Origin of the sequence: Pectobacterium actinidiae (assembly GCF_000803315.1) — a bacterium.
Lineage (GTDB): Bacteria > Pseudomonadota > Gammaproteobacteria > Enterobacterales > Enterobacteriaceae > Pectobacterium > Pectobacterium actinidiae.
This window is the reverse complement of sequence record NZ_JRMH01000001.1, coordinates 3,423,877-3,443,981: the sequence shown is the minus strand read 5'-3', so window position 1 is coordinate 3,443,981 and position 20,105 is coordinate 3,423,877. Positions and strand designations below refer to the sequence as shown.

The window sequence follows — 20,105 nt, the reverse complement described above, 5'->3', positions numbered from 1 at the left end:
GCATCATGGCACATATTCTTATGGCGGCGATGGCGACGCCGGGGCACGTTTACCCGTTACTGACTATCGCTCGCTATCTGGTTGAGCAAGGGAACGATGTCACGCTGTTTAGCGGCGCGTTGTTCCGTGAGCAGGCAGAGGCCGCTGGCGTCGGGTTTATCCCTTTTAGCGATGACATTGATTTCGACTACCGGCACCTTGAGCAGCATTTCCCCCAACGTGCGATGTTACCGCCGGGTAACGCGCAGATGGCTCTGGCTCTGAAGGATTTCTTTGCGGCACCGATTCCACTGCTGGATCGCCAACTACGTGACGCATTGGCAAAGACCCACGCCGATTTGCTCATCGTTGAAAACTGTTTTTATGGTGTCTTGCCGCTGCTGTTTTCCAAAGCACGGCCGCCAGTTATCGCAATAGGCGTTACGCCGCTGTCCTATTCGACGCGAGATTCTGTTTTCTATGGGCCTCGCATTCCTCCCAAATTGCTGCCGCCTGACCTGAGCCATGAACAACTGGTCGATGAAGAAACGCGGGGATTGATGAGCGAGGTTCAGCATGCGTTTAATCATGCGATGGTGGAGTCGGGAGCAAAGCCTCTCGAACAGCCTTTTATGGATACGCTGATTGGCCGCTGCGATCGTTTCTTGCAGTTATCCACTACTGAGCTTGAGTATCAGCGTGATGATTTGCCACAAAGTGTGCGATTTATTGGGCCATTATCCCACCACGCAGCAGCGGAATGTGTTCCACAATGGTGGGCAAAGGATGACAAGCGGCCACTTATTATCGTTTCACAAGGCACATTGGCGAATGTCGATCTCCAGCAACTCATTGGACCAACGCTGCGTGCACTGGCCGACCTACCCGTCAGGGTGCTGGCGACCACCGGAGGGCGCTCGGTTGATTCGCTGCAAGCCTCCTTGCCTGAAAATGCCAGAGTGGTGAGCTTCCTCTCTTATGACGATTGGCTGCCAAGAGCGTCGATCGTTATCAGCAATGGCGGATATGGTTCGATTAATGCTGCGCTGAAAGATGGCGTTCCCTTAATTGTGGCCGGCGTTGGGGAAGATAAGCAGGAAGGTGCTGCGCGTGTGGTATTTGCCAAATGTGGGATTAACCTGCAAACCAGTACGCCAAGTGAACGGCAGATTAAGCGGTCTGTCATTGAGATATTGGAGGATCCTGGCTATTTACAGCGTGCAAAATGGATTCAGGCAGATTATGCAAGCCATGATGCGTTTGCTCTGATTAAGGCCGAAGTGAATGCACTGTGTTTTCCAAGTGAATGTCCGCTAAAGGAGGAAGGCATAACATCAGGTAAGGATGCCTCTCTGCTTCGCGTTTAGCCATTATTTCAGCGCAGTAACGTGCTGAAAGTGACCACGTGTCATGGGGCGAAACAGTGCCCCATGACGCTATTGTTAATCATGTTTTTAAAATAGAATACGCGCACGGATGTTCTATCGCAGGGTTGCAGTAAATGAAGCTATTTTTGGCCGTAATTTTTTCAATATCGATGATTCCTCAGACCGGTTTTTCGGCAACAAAAACGGATGCGCTGACGGTGCTGAAGCATTTGGATGTGACCACGTTCCGCAGTTCTTTTGGGCCGAGACATTTTCCTAAGGGGACGCTGCTGAAAGATACTGGTGATTATGTGTTTAGCCAGGAAAAAGACAGGGCAGAAGCAACAGACGCGGATGGCAGTTGGACGTATTCGCTAAGTATTATCTCGGAAAATGAAAAAGAGATCGTTGCCTGTTTCGTAGATGATGCGCAAATTGGCAGTTACTATTCGACGAGCCCTTTCCTGATAAAGAAAACGAAAAATGCTCAGGCGTATTCCGTGATCGAGCTTGAACACGACATAGAAGGATGTGAACTTTATCCAAAGGATCAATAATCCTGATTTCGGTAAATGAACGACGTTATCCGAACGTTGCTAAAAATAAGGAGCCGCCATAAGCCGCTCCTTTGTTGTTTCTATACCCGTTATATTTCAAGTTGCATGTGCGTCGACTGCGATACTGGGCACTCTGGCGTGTACCTCGCCCCGCTGCAAGCAGCGTTCAAAAACGCCTTGCCGTTTTTGTCCTGAAACTCGAATTATTTAGGGTATATATTTGTATTTTACAGCGCTTTATCGGTCAGCAGTGCAACCTTGCTGGCTGTTGAGACACGCTCAAGGTACGCGCGGACGTTAGGGCCAAACTGCACGCCTTTCACGATGGTTAGCGACAGTAAGATCGGGAACAGAATAAAATCGGTGGTGGAAATCGCGCTGACGTTTGCCAGACGTGGCTCCAGCGCGTCGAGTTTCTGCTCCACTTCCGCAATCAGTTCCGGCGTTTTCGCCAGCAGTGCATCCAAGTCACCGAAGGCTTTTTCTTCACGCAGAATATAGGCATGACGCGCCTCTGGTGTGGAAAGCTCTTTGAAATCGGCTTTTGTGAAGCGAGGGATCGCAAGGTTAAACACCGCGCTGGAAACGGATTTACACCAGGCTTCAATCTCGGCATCAACCGGTGTGTCGGCGATTAATGGCGTTTGTTTACTGTCGACATAGTGAACGATATCCATGCTTTCCGGCATAAAACTGCCATCTTCTTTCTGCAAGATAGGCACGACTTTGCGGCCCACCATGCGCGTTGGTGTGTCGATGTCGCCCTCCATAATGACGGATTGCTCAACAGGCAGATTTTTCAGACCAAAAATCATTCTGGCTCTGACACAGAATGGGCAGTGTTCGTAAATGAAAAGTTTCATGCATCGCCTCGTAAGATTTTGAAAAAGTCGGCAAAAGTTTGCCAGCCCGGTCATGACAAGTCATCCCATCAGAGTAATACCTGATACGGTCGGCGGTAAAGTGAATGTGCCTGAAGATGGCGATGGCAGGGAAAGGAAGGGGGCGGTGTGGATCCGCCTTATCCTCGCCGGATGACGGTATGATGCAGTGGACTCTTTTGGCGGAAGAGAAATCATGGATCTTATGGTCGGGAACGTCGGCTGAAATAGCCAGATAGGGTGGCTGGGACGTATCGCCAATGTTGTTTTACAACCGGCAGATTAACCTTACTTGCCGATGACAATACTATACATTTGGCTTGCTATAGTCCTTGCATCCCTTGTCAGTACCTCACATCCCTGTGAGTGTTGTGTAGTTAACCATCCCTGTCATTAGAATGACCTTACCCGCCTCGTGCGGGTTTTTTTTGCCTGATTTTCAGCGAACTGGATTGGCGCTGAGTGTGCTTACTCTGTGTTGCTATTGACTGAACTGCCGGGAACGATTTTGGTGACGACCCGGTTTCTTCCTTCATGCTTGGCCTGATAGAGTGCATCATCCGCGATTTTCAAAATACTATCGATCTGTTCCGCTCCCGGAATAAAACAGGTGACGCCTAATGAAATAGTGATGTTTTCAGGAATAGGCAGCGGCATTTTTTCGACTTTTTTACGCAGGCGTTCGGCAATGTCGGCGGCTTGCTTTATGTCCGTATCAGGCAGGAGCGCAAGGAATTCCTCCCCTCCGGTGCGACAAATCAGATCGGATTCGCGTGAGCCCTGCTTAATATTTTGAGCCAGTAGCCTGATGACATCGTCGCCAATATTGTGCCCGTAGGTATCATTCACACGTTTAAAATGGTCAATATCAATCACGATGGCGGCAACCTGATGACTCTTCGACAGAATGAGTTCGATGTTTTCATAGATACCACGGCGGTTGAGTAACCCGGTGAGCGGATCGGTATGGGCTTGCAAACTCAGTTTGCCGATTCGTTTGTGCAGCAGCAGAGTACCGAAAAGAATGACGCGTTTTAGCTGGTCAACCTCAAAATACCAGGAGGGGACTTTCTTAATTTTTTCAATGACGTCAGGTTCCTCCATTTTACTGGCAGAAACGGCCAATAAGCGCAGAGGGTTGGCAATAGAGAAAGCGAGTAGGGTGAGCGCAATGAGCGTTAATATCATCACCGGCGCACCTTCATATATGACGGATCGCATCACGCTGTCGAGCAAATCGATAACGGTTTGATAAGGGTGTAAGGTAATGATGATCCAACCGGATGAATTGACCGTATCAAAACCAGCCAGAGACGGCATACCCTGCATATCGGGCATGGCGGCGGTGCCACTTTTTTTGTTCCGAAACACCTCTTTGATTCTTTCGTCATTAACGGGCTTGCCGACCCACAGCTTATTCTGATGGTAGAGAACAATCCCATTTTTATCGATCACGTAAACGCTGGAGTAATCGTTATAGAAATGGGTATTCATGAATTCGTTTAAGACGCTTTCACTCTTTAAATAAATCGTCCCACCGATGTAACCGAGATAATTTCCCTGTTTGTCTTTTATCGGGGAGGACACCAGTACGATTAAATTCCCTGTCAGAGAAGTATAGGGCTGGCTGATTAACGGTTTCTGTTCCATCAGTGCCTGCTTACTGGCCTCTGAGGTTAGTTTGCTTCCTTTCAGATTCAACGAGGTTGGATAAACCGCATGTATTTGATTCTGGGTATCCGCAATGAAAATAGAATTAAAACTTTGGCTCATGCGGTATGTCTGTTCACTTTTCTCCAATAGCGCCGCATCGTCACTAAAACTATCGGCTACTGATGTCGCGCTGTAAGCCAGCTCCTGCTGTGCCGAAGATAAAAAACTTTCTGTGGTCGCCGCTAATTTGGACGAATAGTTAAGGTTCGAACTCAGTATCTGATCGGTAATGAGCTTCTTCTGTACGTTATAAACAGCCACATAGGCATTGGTCAGCGTGATGATCATGCTGATAATGGCGAGGGATAAAATGAGTGAACGTAAATTGATTGAGAATCGTTTTTTTATTTTCATGGTGGCCGCACCTACTTTCCGCTAGGTAAGCAAAATTAATCTTTATTGTTGTTATGTCACACGGGTAGAACATCGCTTACGGCCGTTAAATAAACCCCGCTATTCAAAGTTATAGACGTTAATTGGACTATCTGGCAACGTTTCAACTTAATGGAGAGAATGCACGATCTCCAGCGTACCGTTAATGATGAACTGCACGCCCATGCAAACCAGAAGGAATCCCATCAGCCGTGAAATGGCTTCAATGCCGCTTTTCCCGATCAGGCGCATAATCAGGCCTGAGCTTTTCAGACTGAGCCAGACGATCAAGCTGATCAACATAAACGTGAGTACGGGAGCCACGGTAATCACCCATGGCGTGATATCGACGCCGCTCTTGATTTGTGAGGCTGAACTGATGATGAGGGCAATGGTTCCTGGCCCTGCGGTGCTGGGCATCGCCAGCGGAACGAAGGCGATATTGACCTCATTGGCAGAGAAACTGTCGTTGATTTCTTCTTTTTTGCTTTTGACTTCAGGCGCATGTTCTGGCTTTTGCTGAGGGAAAAGCATGCGAAAACCGATAAATGCTACGATGAGTCCACCCGCAATGCGCAACCCGGGAATGGAAATTCCGAAGGTATTCATCACGACCTGACCCGCGTAGTACGCGACGGTCATAATGATGAAGACGTAGAGCGAGGCCTGGAAGATCTGACGATTTCGTTCCCCTTGGCTCATGTTGCCGGACATCGCTAAAAATACCGCTACCGTTGTCAGTGGGTTCGCGAGTGGCAGGATTAACACCAGACCAAGACCAATGGTTTGAATCAATTCCAGCATTCTACGTTCCTTTTATTGGGGCGCTTGCGTCAGTTCAGGAAAACGGTCAATGATGACCTGTTGCTATGGTGTCTGATGCGGCTTACACCGGCTCATCCTCCGCCAATTTTTTGAAACGATAGAGCGTTTTTGTCAGCATATCGCGAGAAAACATATCAAACATTTGGCCGATCTTTTTCCCAATCAACCCCCCCGGTGGATTGTAGCGAATCGTCAGGGTTACGGTTGTACCCGCTTCCGATGTGGCAGGTTGAAAAGAAAGCCTGCCTTCATTTGGAACCCGAGCCCCTTCCAGCGAACGCCAGTGGATATACTCTCCCGGTTTTTCATCAATAATACGAGCCTGCCACTCAATCAGCGCGCCAATCGGCGTGTTAATCCGCCAGTTGGAATCGGTATGGTTCAGTATCTCGATACTGGCGAAATGGCCCATCAGGATTGGCAACGTTTCCGGTTTGCGCCAGAGATCAAACAAGCGTCCCGCCGGGCGATTGATCGTAATGCTGCTGCTGATTTCATTGGCATAGCTGCCGTTTTTCGCTGCGGTTCTTCTTAAGAAAGAGGGAAACACCCGTCATCCTCCCTAATGGATTATTACCCCTTTATGGGCATATACACGCCATTCTGACCGATCTCGACCAACGAAGCAAAGCGGAGACGATGGCGATAGTGTTGGTGCAGGCTATCACAGCAATCGTCAGAATTTTTCCACGCCTAATGTTGCGTTAATGTTCGCTCAGTATTGTAAGAGTCAGACAGAAGCCGAATGAAGTGCCGTAAAACACCAGGGTTTTTACATAACGATAATAGCCGTACCCCGCCCACTATTTTTAGTGGGCTTTTTTTATTTGAATTTCCCTGTTTAGATATTTTATTTTTATGTGATTTGATATTTATCAATTTATTGTTAATGGCTCTATACCTATTAAGGTGTAATAGATGGTTATCCCTATATTTGGGCTTGTAAATGACATGTTGATCGTGAGGGAATTATACTTTATAAATATCTCGCGATACGTTTATAACCAGCTTTTATGCTGGTAGGAATAAATATGACTAACCCATTTGTTGCTAAGTGGAGCCGTAATGGTAACCTGCTTTGTCACGGCCACTGGTTAATATCTTATAAAGAAAAAGAGTTCACATTACCGGAAAAATATAAAGAAAATCATATGGGAACGATGGGGATTTACTCTATCATTGATCCTGATGATGAAATGTACCGGGACGGGTTAGATGAGGATGATTGGATTCTGGAAAATATCGACTGGCTGGCCGATAGCTTTGAAGAAAATAATATCCCTATCGAAGAGTGCTATTTTAGATATTTCTTTCGGGCTATAAATAAGCAGGACTGGCGATGCACCAGTTGCGCTGGCTGTATGTAACTTGTCTCATTACTATTAATCGCGCCTATTCCCTCTGTATCCCTGCCGACCGACAATCTATTAGGGTAGCGCTATTTTCTTCCTGATTCTTCGACGGCGTTTTATTCGATCCTCTTCGATTTTCATCCCTTTTTCATCTGCTTTGCTATGCGCTTCGCATACCGTGTCGCGGGACGTCTTTTTCGGGGAAAAGTGTTACCCTGACCCAACAATCCTTGATTAAGATGAGGCGGCAATGACGGAAGCTGACATTCTGCGGTTAAGTGCTTTGGTGGGTGAGAAATTGAAGGCGCGTGGTGCCACGTTGACGTGTGCAGAATCCTGCACCGGAGGCTGGCTGGCTAAGTCTATTACCGATATCGCAGGTAGCTCTGGCTGGTTTGACTATGGCTTTGTGACATACAGCAATCTGGCCAAGCAGCGTCTGGTGAATGTGAACGCAGAGACACTGGAACGGCATGGTGCGGTGAGTGAAGCCGTCGTTAATGAGATGGCGTCAGGAGCGTTACACGCCGTCGATGCTGATTTTTCCATATCAGTAAGTGGTGTCGCCGGGCCAGACGGGGGGACGGAAGAGAAGCCTGTCGGTACGGTATGGTTTGGCTTCACAGGCAAAGAGGGGGGGGCATTCACCCGGACAATGCGGTTCAGCGGAGACAGAAACGCGGTTCGTCTGCAATCGGTCCATTTTGCGCTGCAAACGTTGCTCGACACGTTTCTGAAAAAATAACCTTGATGCTGTATGCGCATACAGTATAATGTCAGTAATTATTCGGCAATTCATGATTAAGCAGCCGCGTAGAGACAGTAGCTTTACGCCGCATGACAGGAGCAGAAATGGCTATTGATGAGAACAAACAAAAGGCACTTGCGGCAGCACTGGGCCAAATCGAAAAGCAATTTGGTAAAGGTTCTATCATGCGGTTGGGCGAGGATCGCTCAATGGATGTTGAAACTATTTCTACAGGCTCTTTGTCACTTGATATCGCTTTGGGTGCCGGTGGTTTACCGATGGGGCGTATCGTTGAGATTTATGGCCCGGAATCTTCTGGTAAAACAACGCTGACCTTACAGGTTATTGCCGCCGCTCAGCGCGAAGGCAAAACCTGTGCGTTTATCGATGCTGAGCATGCGCTGGATCCGATTTATGCGAAAAAGCTTGGTGTCGATATCGATAATCTGCTGTGTTCTCAGCCAGATACTGGCGAGCAAGCGTTGGAGATCTGTGATGCACTAACGCGCTCTGGCGCTGTTGACGTTATCATCGTCGACTCCGTTGCAGCACTAACGCCGAAAGCCGAAATTGAAGGTGAAATCGGTGATTCCCATATGGGGCTGGCTGCTCGTATGATGAGCCAGGCTATGCGTAAACTGGCGGGTAACCTGAAGCAAGCCAATACGCTGCTGATCTTCATTAACCAGATTCGTATGAAAATCGGTGTGATGTTCGGTAACCCTGAAACGACCACCGGTGGTAATGCTCTGAAGTTTTATGCCTCTGTTCGTCTGGATATTCGTCGTACTGGCGCTATTAAAGAAGGCGAAGAAGTTGTCGGCAGCGAAACTCGCGTGAAAGTCGTGAAGAATAAAGTGGCAGCACCGTTCAAACAGGCTGAATTCCAAATTCTGTACGGCGAAGGTATCAATATCCACGGTGAGTTGGTCGATCTGGGGGTGAAACACAAGCTGATCGAGAAAGCGGGTGCCTGGTATAGCTATAACGGCGACAAGATTGGTCAGGGTAAAGCCAATGCCTGTAATTTCCTGAAAGAGAACCCGACGATTGCTGCGGAACTGGATAAGAAATTGCGTGAAATGCTGCTGCATAAAGGCAATGAGCTGACGCCAGCCACAGCGGGAAATGGCCGTGACGAAGATGAATTCGCTGGTGAAGGCAACGAAGAGTTTTAATGGTGGCTGAGTGGCTTGTGACAGAGCACTCCAGCGGATAGGTGAATGAATAAACCATTACGCTATGCGATGAACGTGCTTTCTGTTCGCGATTATAGTGAAACCGAGATACGCCGCAAATGTGCGGCGTATTTATATAAATCAGAAAGCGCAGAAGATGAAGCAGATGAAGCCACAGTCCAAACTGCGGCAGAAGATGTGGAAGCGGCTATTGCGTACTGCAAGGAACACGGTTGGTTGGATGACGAGCGCTATGCTCGCCGCTATATCAGCAGCCGGAGCCGCAAAGGCTATGGTGCCCAGCGGATCAAAATGGAGCTAAGTCAGAAAGGAATCGATAAGACAACGTTAGCCACAGCACTAAACGAGAGTGATATCGATTGGTGCGCGCTAGCGAAATCGGTTGTGGAACGAAAATTCGGGCATCCTCTGTCCGATGAATGGAAAGACAAAGTCAAACATCAGCGATATCTGCTCTATCGTGGCTTCTTTCATGAAGAAATCCAGTCAATTTATACGAATTTTTCAGATTGAACGCACACGGGATTTTACTTCCCATCGAAGAAAATTTATCTTATTCCCACTTTTTTGTTCGTGAGTTGCTCGGTAACGTCAGCATGCTGGACTAACCTTGCCCGCGATCTGTTCTTCTAGCTTGATTCCAGGACAATTATGAGCAAGAGTACCGCTGAGATCCGTCAAGCGTTTCTCGATTTTTTCCACAGTAAGGGACACCAGGTTGTTGATAGCAGCTCTCTGGTGCCGAACAACGATCCGACATTGTTATTCACCAATGCGGGTATGAACCAGTTCAAAGATGTGTTCCTCGGTCTGGATAAACGCAGCTATGTCCGAGCGACGACCTCGCAGCGCTGCGTACGTGCCGGTGGTAAACATAATGACCTGGAAAACGTAGGTTATACCGCACGCCACCACACCTTCTTTGAAATGCTGGGTAACTTCAGCTTCGGTGACTATTTCAAGCATGATGCGATTCGCTATGCGTGGGAACTGCTGACGTCTCCTCAGTGGTTCAATCTGCCGAAAGAAAAATTGTGGGTAACGGTGTACGCAACGGATGATGAAGCCTACGACATTTGGGCTGATGAAGTTGGTGTGCCGCGCGAAAGAATTATTCGTATTGGTGATAACAAAGGTGGACCTTACGCCTCTGATAACTTCTGGCAGATGGGTGAAACGGGGCCGTGTGGTCCATGTACCGAGATTTTCTACGATCACGGTGACCACATCGCAGGTGGCCCGCCGGGAAGCCCTGATGAAGACGGCGATCGCTATATCGAAATCTGGAACCTGGTGTTTATGCAGTTCAACCGTCAGATTGACGGCACAATGCTGCCACTGCCAAAACCTTCCGTCGATACCGGCATGGGGTTAGAGCGCGTTTCTGCCGTCTTGCAGCACGTCAATTCAAACTATGATATTGATTTGTTCAAAACGCTGATTGATGCGGTAGCGAAAGCCGTCGGAACGACAGATTTAACCAACAAATCTCTGCGTGTTATCGCTGACCACATCCGCTCTTGTGCGTTCCTGATTGCCGATGGCGTGATGCCATCTAATGAAAACCGTGGTTATGTTCTGCGCCGTATTATCCGCCGCGCTGCACGCCACGGGAATATGCTGGGCGCTACGGATGCTTTCTTCTACAAACTCGTTGCGCCGCTGATTCACGTCATGGGGCCCGCGGCCGAAGAATTGAAAAAACAGCAGTCAGTGGTTGAACAGGCGCTGAAGACGGAAGAAGAGCAGTTTGCCCGTACGCTGGAACGCGGCTTGTCTCTGCTGGACGAAGAAATTAAAAACCTGAAAGGGGATACCCTGGATGGTGAAACAGCCTTCCGCCTGTATGACACCTATGGTTTCCCTGTCGACCTCACCGCGGATGTGTGCCGCGAGCGCGGCCTGAAAGTTGATGAAGAAGGTTTTGAAGCCGCGATGACGGCGCAGCGTCAGCGCGCGCGTGAAGCCAGCGGATTCGGCGTAGATTACAACAGCCTCATCCGTGTGGATGAAAACACGCCATTCTGCGGTTATGAAAAAACGCAGCAGCAAGCGAAGGTTATTGCGATTTATCACAATGGAAACGCGATTGATCAGATTGCGGCAGGTGATGAAGCGGTTGTGATTCTAAATGAAACGCCATTTTATGGTGAATCCGGTGGTCAGGTTGGCGACCAGGGCGAACTGAAAAATGCGGGCGTCAGCTTTGCCGTTCAGGATACTCAGAAATACGGTCAGGCAATTGGTCATGTCGGTAAACTGACTCAGGGTACGCTGCGTGTTAACGACAGTGTCGATGCAAATGTTGATAGTCAACGCCGCGATCGCATTCGTCTGAACCACTCTGCGACGCACTTGCTGCATGCTGCGCTGCGTCAGGTTCTGGGCGACCACGTTGCGCAGAAAGGCTCTCTGGTTAACGATAGCTATCTGCGTTTTGACTTCTCGCATACGGAAGCGATGAAACCTGAACAGATTCGTCAGGTTGAGGATATCGTCAATGCGCAAATCCGTCGTAACCTTACCGTGCAAACGGATGTCATGGCGCTGGATGATGCGAGAGCGAAGGGCGCAATGGCGCTGTTCGGTGAGAAGTACGATGACCATGTCCGTGTTCTGACGATGGGTGATTTCTCCATTGAACTTTGTGGGGGGACGCACGCAAGCCGTACTGGTGATATCGGTCTGTTCCAAATCATTTCTGAGTCAGGTACTGCTGCTGGCGTGCGTCGTATTGAAGCGACCACGGGTGAAAATGCCCTGTCCGCGCTACATCGCCAGAGCGACGTTTTGCAGGACATCGCGCAATTGCTGAAAGGCGATAGTCACAACCTGACGGATAAGGTACGCTCTGTTCTGGATCGTGCCCGCGCGTTGGAGAAAGAGCTTCAGCAGTTGAAGGCTCAACAAGCGGCGCAGGAAAGCTCGTCGCTGTCTGGCAAAGCAAAAGAAGTTAACGGCGTGAAGTTGCTGGTTACGCAACTGGACAATGTGGATCCTAAACTGCTGCGCACGATGGTTGACGATCTGAAGAATCAGCTTGGGTCTGCTGTTATCGTTCTCGGAACGGCGGCAGAAGGCAGGGTTAGCTTGATTTCAGGTGTAACGAAAGATCTGACTGACCGCGTAAAAGCTGGTGAACTGATTGGGTTTGTTGCCCAGCAGGTTGGCGGTAAAGGCGGTGGTCGCCCAGATATGGCTCAGGCTGGTGGTTCAGACGTGTCTGCACTGCCTGCTGCGCTGGCAAGCGTTGAATCCTGGGTTGCTGCTAAGCTATAAACGACAGATAACGTTTCATTCGTGTTATCCAACAAAACGCCATAACTTTCTGGTTGTGGCGTTTTTGTCTGCGGAAAAGGATCCGGCAAGCAGGATAGAAAGTGTGTTACCTTCAGATATTCTGAAGCTTTACATGCTCAGTCCTGTTGTTGTGATAACAAAAGCACAAGCTACTGATATCGACTAAACTAACAAGTAGTGACAAACCGGGGTGTGGTGGTGTGGTTATACCATCGTCTAGGTTTACGTTTTCACGGCACATGATGGATAATGGCGGGGAGACAGAGAGACCCGACTCTTTATAATCTTTCAAGGAGCAAAGAATGCTTATTTTGACTCGTCGAGTTGGCGAAACCCTCATGATCGGCGATGAGGTAACGGTTACCGTATTAGGAGTGAAAGGCAACCAGGTGCGTATTGGTGTTAATGCACCTAAAGAGGTTTCTGTCCACCGTGAAGAGATCTATCAGCGTATTCAGGCCGAAAAATCTCAACCAACGTCATATTGATTGACAATGCGTCTCGTGTTCGCGGGACGCACTTGTTATTCCCAGCTTTTCCCCCACACATTTATCGATATATTCATTTTTACTGTGCGCAGCCTTTGGCAAGGTAACCGCCTGTTTTTCTGTCGATAAAATAGACTTTTTGTTGTGAAAGTGCGCGTCTTGGATGCGAATTGTTCAAACGAACACAACGTGGGAAAAATTGTTTGACTTATAAGTCTGGGAAAGTAATATGTGCGCCACGCAGTACCGGTGAGCACTAACAAGAAGTTCTTAGTAGCGAATCAGGTAATGTAAGGTGAGGTGGCCGAGAGGCTGAAGGCGCTCCCCTGCTAAGGGAGTATGCGGTCAAAAGCTGCATCGAGGGTTCGAATCCCTCCCTCACCGCCATTTAATATGCATCCGTAGCTCAGCTGGATAGAGTACTCGGCTACGAACCGAGCGGTCGGAGGTTCGAATCCTCCCGGATGCACCATTAAATACTGCCTTTGCAAGGCAAGTGAATTAGTGAAAGCAAGTTTTGTCGTAGATGAAGAATTATTAATGCATCCGTAGCTCAGCTGGATAGAGTACTCGGCTACGAACCGAGCGGTCGGAGGTTCGAATCCTCCCGGATGCACCATATTTCGATATGGATAAGGTTGTTATCTTGTTCTTGTAATCAGCCCATTCGGCCTATAAGTACAAGGGAGGAAAACGTTGCTTTAGCAACGGCGCCGAAGGGCGAGGCGAAGCCAAGTAATCCTCCCGGATACACCATTCTTAAGTCTCTCGTTTAATTGCTCACCCCTTTATTTCTGCACCACACTCTGCATCCGTAGCTCAGCTGGATAGAGTACTCGGCTACGAACCGAGCGGTCGGAGGTTCGAATCCTCCCGGATGCACCATATCTCGATGTAAATAACACCCCAGCCTTAGTGCTAATCAATAAGCGCAGAGTAATTTTGTTTTAACAACCGCTCTCTACCTACTTTTAGCAGCAACAGCTGCTAGGTTTCTATTTTGCTGATATCAGAACGATATTTTTTCACCACTCCCGTGTATTAATTCTTACCTCTTTCCTATCTTTTATTGAGATTAAGCCTACGAGTAAATGAAGGCTGTCTTACTACTATCGAGTTAATAACCTGTTTTTTATAAGGTTATTGAGTCAGCGACAACGTTTTCACTTTACGATAAAGTAAGCTCTCTTTTCAGTGATCATGGAGCCATGATGTACGATCGCTATCAAGGGCTGATCTTTGATATGGATGGCACCCTGCTTGATACCGAACCGACGCACCATAAAGCGTGGGTTCAGGTTCTTGCCCGATATGGTATGAGATATGATGCCAGCGCCATGACTGCATTGAACGGCTCGCCCACCTGGCGTATTGCACAGCGTATTATCGACAGCCATCAGGCTGATATTGATCCTCACCAACTCGCGGCGGAAAAAACGGCTGTCGTTGAGGAAATGCTGCTGGATACGGTAAAACCACTGCCGCTGATTGATGTTGTTAAGCATTATCGCGGACAGCGTCCTATGGCAGTTGGCACGGGTAGCACGCATGGCATGGCTGATAGATTGCTAACGCATTTGGGGTTAAATGATTATTTTGATGCAATCGTTGGGGCTGATGATGTTATTCAGCATAAGCCTTTCCCCGATACCTTTCTGCGCTGCGCGACATTGATTTCTGTCGCACCAGAACACTGTATTGTGTTTGAAGATGCGGACTACGGTATTGAAGCCGCTAAGCGCGCTAACATGGCCGTGGTTGACGTCCGTACATTGTGAGTGAGTTCTGGGCTGTTTTCTCTCTTTTCTGGAGTAGTCTGCTCAGTGCAACATTGCTGCCTGGTAGCTCGGAAGTGCTACTGGTAACGTTATTGCTTGCTGACAGCGCAAAACCCTATCTGTTGATCGCTGTGGCAACGGTAGGAAATACGCTGGGCGGGTTAACAAATATTTTTATAGGGCGCTTACTCCCTCAGCCAAAACAGCAAGCTGGGTATACGGTGGCCATGCGCTGGTTACAGCGCTATGGCTGTGCTGCGCTGTTATTTAGCTGGGTGCCGGTAGTAGGCGATTTATTGTGCGTGTTAGCGGGTTGGCTACGCATGCCCTGGGTGCAATCGGCGGTTTTCATTGGTATTGGAAAAGCGCTGCGGTATATCGTATTGACCGGTATAACGTTACAGGGGATGGCGTGGTGGTCTTAACCAGATTGCAATGTGAACTGGTGAGTGCTGCTGAGTTTCAATTATGCTTACAACCATTACATTTTAACAACGGGAGGTCGATTTGATCCCGGACATTTCGGAAGCACTTTCTTGGCTGGAAAAACACCCATTGGCGGTGAAGGGTATTCAGCGTGGAATTGAACGCGAAACATTACGCGTAACAGAAAACGGACATCTTGCGACAACAGGGCACCCTGAAATATTGGGCTCGGCGTTGGCACATCCGTGGATCACGACAGACTTTGCTGAAGCGTTGTTGGAGTTCATTACGCCAGTCGACAAAGATGTCGATCACCTGCTGACGTTTCTGCGCGATATTCATCGTCACGTTTCCCGTAATCTGGGTGACGAGCGGATGTGGCCATTGAGCATGCCGTGCTTTATCGACAGTGAGCAAAATATCGAGCTGGCGCAGTATGGTTCATCAAATGTTGGGCGCTTCAAAACGCTTTATCGCGAAGGGCTAAAAAACCGCTATGGCGCGTTGATGCAGACTATTTCTGGCGTGCATTATAACTTTTCCCTTCCGCTGTCATTCTGGCAGGCGCGAGAAGGCGTTGCTGATGCAGAAAGCGGGAAAAAAGCCATTTCTGCGGGATACTTCCGGCTGATCCGCAACTATTACCGATTTGGCTGGGTGATTCCTTACCTGTTTGGCGCTTCTCCGGCGATCTGTTCTTCCTTCCTGAAAGGGCGTGAAACCGCACTGCCGTTTGAGCGTACGGAAAAAGGCATGCTTTATCTGCCTTATGCAACCTCTCTACGGCTTAGTGACCTAGGCTACACCAATAAATCACAGAGTAATCTGGGGATTACGTTTAACGATCTTGATACCTATGTCGCCGCATTAAAGCGCGCGATAAAAACGCCGTCTGAAGAATATGCTCAGGTTGGTATGAAGAAGGATGGTCGTTATCTACAATTGAATACGAACGTCTTACAGATTGAGAACGAGCTCTATGCGCCGATTCGTCCAAAGCGTGTGACGCGTGCGGGTGAAACGCCCTCTGATGCCTTGCTGCGTGGCGGAATTGAATATATCGAAGTGCGCTCACTGGATATCAACCCGTTCTCTCCGACCGGAGTGAGTGAAAGTCAGGTGCGTTTCCTGGATTTATTCCTGATCTGGTGTGCGTTGGCGGATGCGCCGGAAATGAGTGCAGATGAGCTGCTGTGTACGCGTAAAAACTGGAACCGAGTGATTCTGGAAGGGCGCAAACCTGGGCAAACGGTGGGTATGCGATGTGAAACCATCCAGCAGCCGATTGCTGAGGTGGGGAAATCTCTGTTTGCGGATTTACGTCGCGTTGCGGAAGTGTTGGATGCTGAAAACAATCAACCGCACTATCAGCAGGTATGTGATGAGCTACTTGTTGGTTTTGACGATCCAGAAACGACATTCTCTGGTCGACTATTAACGTTGATGAAGCAGGAAGGCAATGGTAGCGTGGGGCTGAATTTAGCGGAAGAATACCGCAAAATGCTCAGCAGTGAGCCGCTGCAGGTGTTGACGGAAGAACAATTGGTTGCTGCGAGTGAGAGCTCCTGGCAGCGTCAACGTCAGATTGAATCTGAAGATACAATGAGTTTTGACGACTATCTGGCGACGCATTAAAAAGAAAAGGCCACAGAAACTGTGGCCAAATAAACATCTCTAATAGGGATGATGATAATAAATGCGCGTCTTTCAGTAAGTCAGACCCGCATAAAAAGGAAAAGTTCTCGGAAACGAGAAAAAATGAATTTTTTCTATGAGGAGGTGGCATTATGCCGTTACTAGATAGCTTTACCGTTGACCATACCCGTATGGCCGCCCCCGCAGTTCGGGTCGCTAAAACCATGAAAACCCCTCATGGCGACAATATCACTGTATTTGACCTGCGCTTCTGTCGTCCGAACATCGAAGTCATGCCAGAGCGCGGCATCCATACGTTAGAGCACCTGTTTGCAGGCTTTATGCGCGATCATTTAAACGGTGATGGTGTTGAAATTATCGACATTTCTCCGATGGGATGCCGTACCGGTTTCTACATGAGCTTGATTGGTACGCCTGATGAGCAACGCGTTGCCGATTCCTGGAAAGCGGCGATGGCGGATGTTCTGAAAGTGACTGACCAGCGTAAAATTCCTGAGCTGAACGAATTTCAGTGTGGCACCTATGAGATGCATTCACTGAAGGAAGCGCAGGAAATTGCTCAGCACATCGTGGATCACGATATTGGTATCAACCAAAATGACGATCTGGCGCTGCCGAAAGATAAACTGGCTGAGCTACATATCTAATTTGTTGGATATGCGCAGATAAAAAAGAGAGCCGAATGTTGGCTCTCTTTTTTTGTGCTCGTGAATGTGTCAGACCGCGAGGAAGTGCTGTATAACCCGGCTGCCGAAGTAGGACAGCGTCAGCATCAGTGCGCCAATCAGGCTGAACCAGACGACGCGCCGTCCCCGCCACCCTTCGTGGTAATGCCCCCAGAGCAACAGAATATAGATGAACCAGGCAAACAGGGAGAAGACGGCCTTGTGCAGGTTCTCTTTGTTATCGATCAGGTCATCCATATAAAACAAACCGGTACAGAGCGTCAACGTGAGCAGGATGACGCCAATCTGCGTGATGTGAAACATCTTACGTTCAATGCCCATCAGTGGCGGCATGTCAGCTGCAAACCCCAACTTTTTGTTCTTGAGCAGATAATCAAGCAAGGCAAGCTGGAGCGCATAAAGTGCCGCAATCAGCAAGGTCGCATAAGAGAAAAGTGCCAGACCGATATGGATCATCAAACCCGGTGACGCTTCCAGATGCGTAATAAATTCACTCGGCATGAAGCTGGCAAAGGCCAGATTGATCAACGCAAAGGTGTAGACGACAGGGAGAATAAACCAGCCGCGATCGCGCGCTGCGACAATCGTCATCACCGTACAGATAATGAGACTGACCAGCGAACCGATATTCAGCAGGCTGAGGTTTTGCCCCACCTGCACATCGAAAATGCGTTGATAGAGCGCCACCGCATGACAGAGTAGCGCAGCGCTGGCCGAGAGTATTGCCAGCCGACGATATGCACTGTTCTTGCGCAGCAGACTGGGGATAATCAGTCCGAGGCTGAGTGTGTAGGCGACAAGCGCCACAATAGCGAAAACAGACATACAAATAGGTTATTAAATATCAACTAGGTAAAATAGAGAATCAGTATAGCGTTAGTCGCCGTGGGCACCAACAGTTCTCCATCAGCAGCGCTGAGATCGTTGCCGCTTTTGTGTATAATCTCTTCCATTCGTGTCGCCTTGCGGCCTGTCTTACGTTGAGCATGAGATATGTTTGAAAATTTAACCGATCGACTCTCGCGCACATTGCGCAATATCAGCGGCCGCGGGCGGTTGACTGAAGAAAACATCAAAGAAACGCTGCGTGAAGTGCGTATGGCATTACTGGAAGCCGACGTCGCGTTACCCGTGGTGCGTGATTTTATCAATCGTGTCAAAGAACGTGCTGTTGGACATGAGGTCAACAAAAGCCTGACGCCGGGTCAGGAGTTCGTCAAGATTGTTAAAAACGAACTCGTCAGCGCAATGGGTGAAATCAACGCCGAGCTGAATCTTGCCGCTCAGCCGCCAGCAGTTGTTCTGATGGCCGGCCTGCAAGGTGCAGGTAAAACCACCAGCGTAGGCAAGCTGGGTAAATTCCTGCGCGAAAAGCAGAAGAAAAAAGTGCTGGTGGTTTCTGCTGACGTTTATCGCCCGGCAGCGATTAAACAATTGGAAACGTTGGCAGAGCAGGTGGGTGTCGATTTCTTCCCGTCAGACGTGCAGGAAAAGCCACTTGCTATCGTACAGCGGGCGTTACAGCACGCGAAGCTGAAGTTCTATGATGTCTTGTTAGTCGATACCGCGGGTCGTCTCCACGTTGACGACGCGATGATGGATGAAATCAAGCAGGTTCACGCGGCGATTAATCCAGTTGAAACGCTGTTTGTGGTTGATGCCATGACGGGGCAGGATGCGGCGAATACGGCGAAAGCTTTTAATGAGGCGCTGCCGCTGACTGGTGTAATCCTCACCAAAATTGATGGTGACGCCCGCGGCGGTGCGGCGTTGTCTATCCGCCATATTACAGGCAAGCCAATTAAATTCCTCGGCGTCGGCGAAAAAACCGAAGCGCTGGAGCCGTTCTACCCTGAGCGCGTCGCATCACGCATTCTCGGTATGGGCGATGTGCTTTCACTGATCGAAGATATTGAAAGCAAGGTCGATCGTACACAGGCAGAAAAGCTTGCCAATAAGCTGAAGAAGGGCGATGGATTCGATTTGACCGATTTCCTGGACCAGCTTAAGCAAATGCGCAATATGGGCGGCATGGCGAGCATGATGAGTAAAATGCCGGGCATGGGCCAACTGCCTGATAATGTTAAATCACAAATGGATGACAAGGTGCTGGTGCGTATGGAGGCGATCATTAATTCGATGACGCGTCAGGAGCGTGCCAAACCTGAGATTATTAAAGGTTCGCGCAAACGCCGTATCGCGCAGGGTTCCGGTATGCAGGTACAGGACGTGAACCGTCTTCTGAAACAGTTTGATGATATGCAACGAATGATGAAGAAGATGAAGAACGGCGGTTTAGCGAAAATGATGCGCGGTATGAAAGGGATGATGCCACCTGGATTCCCTGGGCGCTAAGCACCGAAATCGATGGTGTAGAGAAACTCTTGGCGTGATTATACGCTTTAGATTGCTTTTTGCGCCAAAATGAGTAAAATTTTCGGGCTTTTTATATGACATACTGGGCTCCGTTCCTCGATGGGGCCCAGTTGTTTTATTCACTAAAGAGGATGTTATGGTAACAATTCGTTTGGCACGTGGCGGCGCGAAAAAACGCCCCTTCTATCAAGTAGTCGTGACCGATAGCCGCAATGCGCGTGATGGTCGTTTCATCGAGCGTGTAGGTTTCTTCAACCCAATCGCATCTGGTCAAGCAGAAGCCCTGCGTCTGGATCTGGATCGTATCGAGCATTGGCTTGGTCTGGGTGCAACTGTGTCTGATCGCGTATCTTCGCTGATCAAAGACGCTAAAAAAGCAGCATAATCTGTTGCGGTGGTGAT

19 protein-coding genes and 4 tRNA genes are annotated in these 20,105 nt (G+C 48.9%); 18 read left to right on the top strand and 5 right to left on the bottom strand.

Annotated features, from left to right (window positions below; translation table 11 throughout):
* The first annotated feature begins 5 nt into the window (after nt 1-5).
* Both KKH3_RS14840 and KKH3_RS14835 read left to right on the top strand, forming a co-directional pair.
* A complete protein-coding gene (locus KKH3_RS14840) occupies nt 6-1,346 on the top strand; it encodes a glycosyltransferase (RefSeq protein ID WP_052201349.1) in 1,341 nt (446 codons plus the stop codon).
* Nucleotides 1,347-1,480: 134 nt separating this feature from the next.
* Nucleotides 1,481-1,903: a bacteriocin immunity protein gene (locus KKH3_RS14835; RefSeq protein ID WP_039360989.1), complete on the top strand. Its 423-nt coding sequence runs from the start codon at nt 1,481-1,483 to the stop codon at nt 1,901-1,903.
* A gap of 227 nt (nt 1,904-2,130) precedes the next feature.
* Here the strand turns inward: KKH3_RS14835 and grxB are convergent, their stop codons facing one another.
* The 4 genes from grxB to KKH3_RS14815 all read right to left on the bottom strand — a co-directional run bounded on the left by grxB (nt 2,131) and on the right by KKH3_RS14815 (nt 6,244).
* Nucleotides 2,131-2,766 carry a glutaredoxin 2 gene (gene grxB / locus KKH3_RS14830; protein WP_039360987.1) on the bottom strand — a complete coding sequence of 212 codons (636 nt, stop codon included), beginning with the start codon at nt 2,764-2,766 and terminating at the stop codon, nt 2,131-2,133.
* Nucleotides 2,767-3,252: 486 nt separating this feature from the next.
* A complete protein-coding gene (locus tag KKH3_RS14825; protein ID WP_039360984.1) occupies nt 3,253-4,851 on the bottom strand; it encodes a sensor domain-containing diguanylate cyclase in 1,599 nt (532 codons plus the stop codon).
* A 147-nt stretch (nt 4,852-4,998) separates the two neighbouring features.
* The gene (locus tag KKH3_RS14820) at nt 4,999-5,673 is read right to left on the bottom strand and encodes a MarC family NAAT transporter (protein WP_010307203.1); all 675 of its coding nucleotides are present in this window, start codon (nt 5,671-5,673) and stop codon (nt 4,999-5,001) included.
* 82 nt (nt 5,674-5,755) lie between these two features.
* Nucleotides 5,756-6,244 (bottom strand): SRPBCC family protein, encoded by a 489-nt coding sequence (locus tag KKH3_RS14815; protein WP_039360981.1) that lies wholly within the window; start codon nt 6,242-6,244, stop codon nt 5,756-5,758.
* A gap of 481 nt (nt 6,245-6,725) precedes the next feature.
* Here KKH3_RS14815 and KKH3_RS14810 point away from each other — a divergent pair, with 481 nt between their 5' ends.
* The 14 genes from KKH3_RS14810 (at nt 6,726) to luxS (ending at nt 17,288) form a co-directional block, all read left to right on the top strand.
* Nucleotides 6,726-7,061 carry a hypothetical protein gene (locus KKH3_RS14810; RefSeq protein ID WP_039360978.1) on the top strand — a complete coding sequence of 112 codons (336 nt, stop codon included), beginning with the start codon at nt 6,726-6,728 and terminating at the stop codon, nt 7,059-7,061.
* Nucleotides 7,062-7,296: 235 nt separating this feature from the next.
* Complete coding sequence (gene pncC, locus KKH3_RS14805) at nt 7,297-7,791, top strand: nicotinamide-nucleotide amidase (RefSeq protein WP_039360975.1); 495 nt, start codon at nt 7,297-7,299, stop codon at nt 7,789-7,791.
* 107 nt (nt 7,792-7,898) lie between these two features.
* Nucleotides 7,899-8,972, top strand: coding sequence for a recombinase RecA (gene recA / locus KKH3_RS14800; RefSeq protein ID WP_039360973.1), 1,074 nt, complete (start codon nt 7,899-7,901; stop codon nt 8,970-8,972).
* Nucleotides 8,973-9,017: 45 nt separating this feature from the next.
* Nucleotides 9,018-9,506, top strand: coding sequence for a recombination regulator RecX (recX, locus tag KKH3_RS14795; protein ID WP_039360971.1), 489 nt, complete (start codon nt 9,018-9,020; stop codon nt 9,504-9,506).
* Between the two features lie 138 nt (nt 9,507-9,644).
* Nucleotides 9,645-12,272: an alanine--tRNA ligase gene (gene alaS / locus KKH3_RS14790; protein WP_039360969.1), complete on the top strand. Its 2,628-nt coding sequence runs from the start codon at nt 9,645-9,647 to the stop codon at nt 12,270-12,272.
* Between the two features lie 323 nt (nt 12,273-12,595).
* The gene (gene csrA / locus KKH3_RS14785; RefSeq protein WP_005972168.1) at nt 12,596-12,781 is read left to right on the top strand and encodes a carbon storage regulator CsrA; all 186 of its coding nucleotides are present in this window, start codon (nt 12,596-12,598) and stop codon (nt 12,779-12,781) included.
* Between the two features lie 294 nt (nt 12,782-13,075).
* Nucleotides 13,076-13,168 (top strand) — tRNA-Ser (locus tag KKH3_RS14780).
* Between the two features lie 8 nt (nt 13,169-13,176).
* Nucleotides 13,177-13,253, top strand: a tRNA-Arg gene (locus tag KKH3_RS14775).
* Nucleotides 13,254-13,323: 70 nt separating this feature from the next.
* Nucleotides 13,324-13,400 (top strand) — tRNA-Arg (locus KKH3_RS14770).
* 189 nt (nt 13,401-13,589) lie between these two features.
* Nucleotides 13,590-13,666: transfer RNA gene (locus tag KKH3_RS14765), tRNA-Arg, on the top strand.
* Between the two features lie 326 nt (nt 13,667-13,992).
* On the top strand, nt 13,993-14,559 hold the full coding sequence (gene yqaB, locus KKH3_RS14760) for a fructose-1-phosphate/6-phosphogluconate phosphatase (protein ID WP_039360966.1): 567 nt from the start codon (nt 13,993-13,995) through the stop codon (nt 14,557-14,559).
* Nucleotides 14,556-14,984 (top strand): YqaA family protein, encoded by a 429-nt coding sequence (locus KKH3_RS14755; RefSeq protein WP_039360963.1) that lies wholly within the window; start codon nt 14,556-14,558, stop codon nt 14,982-14,984. Before yqaB ends, KKH3_RS14755 begins: the two co-directional genes overlap by 4 nt.
* A gap of 82 nt (nt 14,985-15,066) precedes the next feature.
* On the top strand, nt 15,067-16,620 hold the full coding sequence (gshA, locus tag KKH3_RS14750; protein WP_039360960.1) for a glutamate--cysteine ligase: 1,554 nt from the start codon (nt 15,067-15,069) through the stop codon (nt 16,618-16,620).
* Nucleotides 16,621-16,772: 152 nt separating this feature from the next.
* Nucleotides 16,773-17,288, top strand: a complete 516-nt coding sequence (luxS, locus tag KKH3_RS14745; RefSeq protein WP_010286009.1) for an S-ribosylhomocysteine lyase — start codon at nt 16,773-16,775, stop codon at nt 17,286-17,288.
* Nucleotides 17,289-17,357: 69 nt separating this feature from the next.
* On the opposite strand, the gene KKH3_RS14740 is transcribed toward luxS, so the two are convergent.
* A complete protein-coding gene (locus tag KKH3_RS14740) occupies nt 17,358-18,152 on the bottom strand; it encodes a cytochrome C assembly family protein (RefSeq protein WP_039360957.1) in 795 nt (264 codons plus the stop codon).
* A gap of 168 nt (nt 18,153-18,320) precedes the next feature.
* Here KKH3_RS14740 and ffh point away from each other — a divergent pair, with 168 nt between their 5' ends.
* Entirely contained in the window at nt 18,321-19,682 is a 1,362-nt protein-coding gene (gene ffh, locus KKH3_RS14735) for a signal recognition particle protein (protein ID WP_039360955.1), read from the top strand.
* Between the two features lie 157 nt (nt 19,683-19,839).
* On the top strand, nt 19,840-20,088 hold the full coding sequence (gene rpsP, locus KKH3_RS14730) for a 30S ribosomal protein S16 (RefSeq protein ID WP_010285998.1): 249 nt from the start codon (nt 19,840-19,842) through the stop codon (nt 20,086-20,088).
* Nucleotides 20,089-20,105 lie beyond the last annotated feature (17 nt).

Bases quoted from the DNA above. Each gene is read 5' to 3' on its own strand.
- KKH3_RS14825 (WP_039360984.1), bottom strand. From the start codon at position 4,851: ATGAAAATAAAAAAACGATTCTCAATCAATTTACGTTCACTCATTTTA.
- alaS (WP_039360969.1), top strand. From the start codon at position 9,645: ATGAGCAAGAGTACCGCTGAGATCCGTCAAGCGTTTCTCGATTTTTTC.
- recA (WP_039360973.1), top strand. From the start codon at position 7,899: ATGGCTATTGATGAGAACAAACAAAAGGCACTTGCGGCAGCACTGGGC.
- luxS (WP_010286009.1), top strand. From the start codon at position 16,773: ATGCCGTTACTAGATAGCTTTACCGTTGACCATACCCGTATGGCCGCC.
- grxB (WP_039360987.1), bottom strand. From the start codon at position 2,766: ATGAAACTTTTCATTTACGAACACTGCCCATTCTGTGTCAGAGCCAGA.
- csrA (WP_005972168.1), top strand. From the start codon at position 12,596: ATGCTTATTTTGACTCGTCGAGTTGGCGAAACCCTCATGATCGGCGAT.
- recX (WP_039360971.1), top strand. From the start codon at position 9,018: ATGAATAAACCATTACGCTATGCGATGAACGTGCTTTCTGTTCGCGAT.
- KKH3_RS14820 (WP_010307203.1), bottom strand. From the start codon at position 5,673: ATGCTGGAATTGATTCAAACCATTGGTCTTGGTCTGGTGTTAATCCTG.
- yqaB (WP_039360966.1), top strand. From the start codon at position 13,993: ATGTACGATCGCTATCAAGGGCTGATCTTTGATATGGATGGCACCCTG.
- rpsP (WP_010285998.1), top strand. From the start codon at position 19,840: ATGGTAACAATTCGTTTGGCACGTGGCGGCGCGAAAAAACGCCCCTTC.
- KKH3_RS14835 (WP_039360989.1), top strand. From the start codon at position 1,481: ATGAAGCTATTTTTGGCCGTAATTTTTTCAATATCGATGATTCCTCAG.
- KKH3_RS14840 (WP_052201349.1), top strand. From the start codon at position 6: ATGGCACATATTCTTATGGCGGCGATGGCGACGCCGGGGCACGTTTAC.
- KKH3_RS14810 (WP_039360978.1), top strand. From the start codon at position 6,726: ATGACTAACCCATTTGTTGCTAAGTGGAGCCGTAATGGTAACCTGCTT.
- pncC (WP_039360975.1), top strand. From the start codon at position 7,297: ATGACGGAAGCTGACATTCTGCGGTTAAGTGCTTTGGTGGGTGAGAAA.
- KKH3_RS14740 (WP_039360957.1), bottom strand. From the start codon at position 18,152: ATGTCTGTTTTCGCTATTGTGGCGCTTGTCGCCTACACACTCAGCCTC.
- ffh (WP_039360955.1), top strand. From the start codon at position 18,321: ATGTTTGAAAATTTAACCGATCGACTCTCGCGCACATTGCGCAATATC.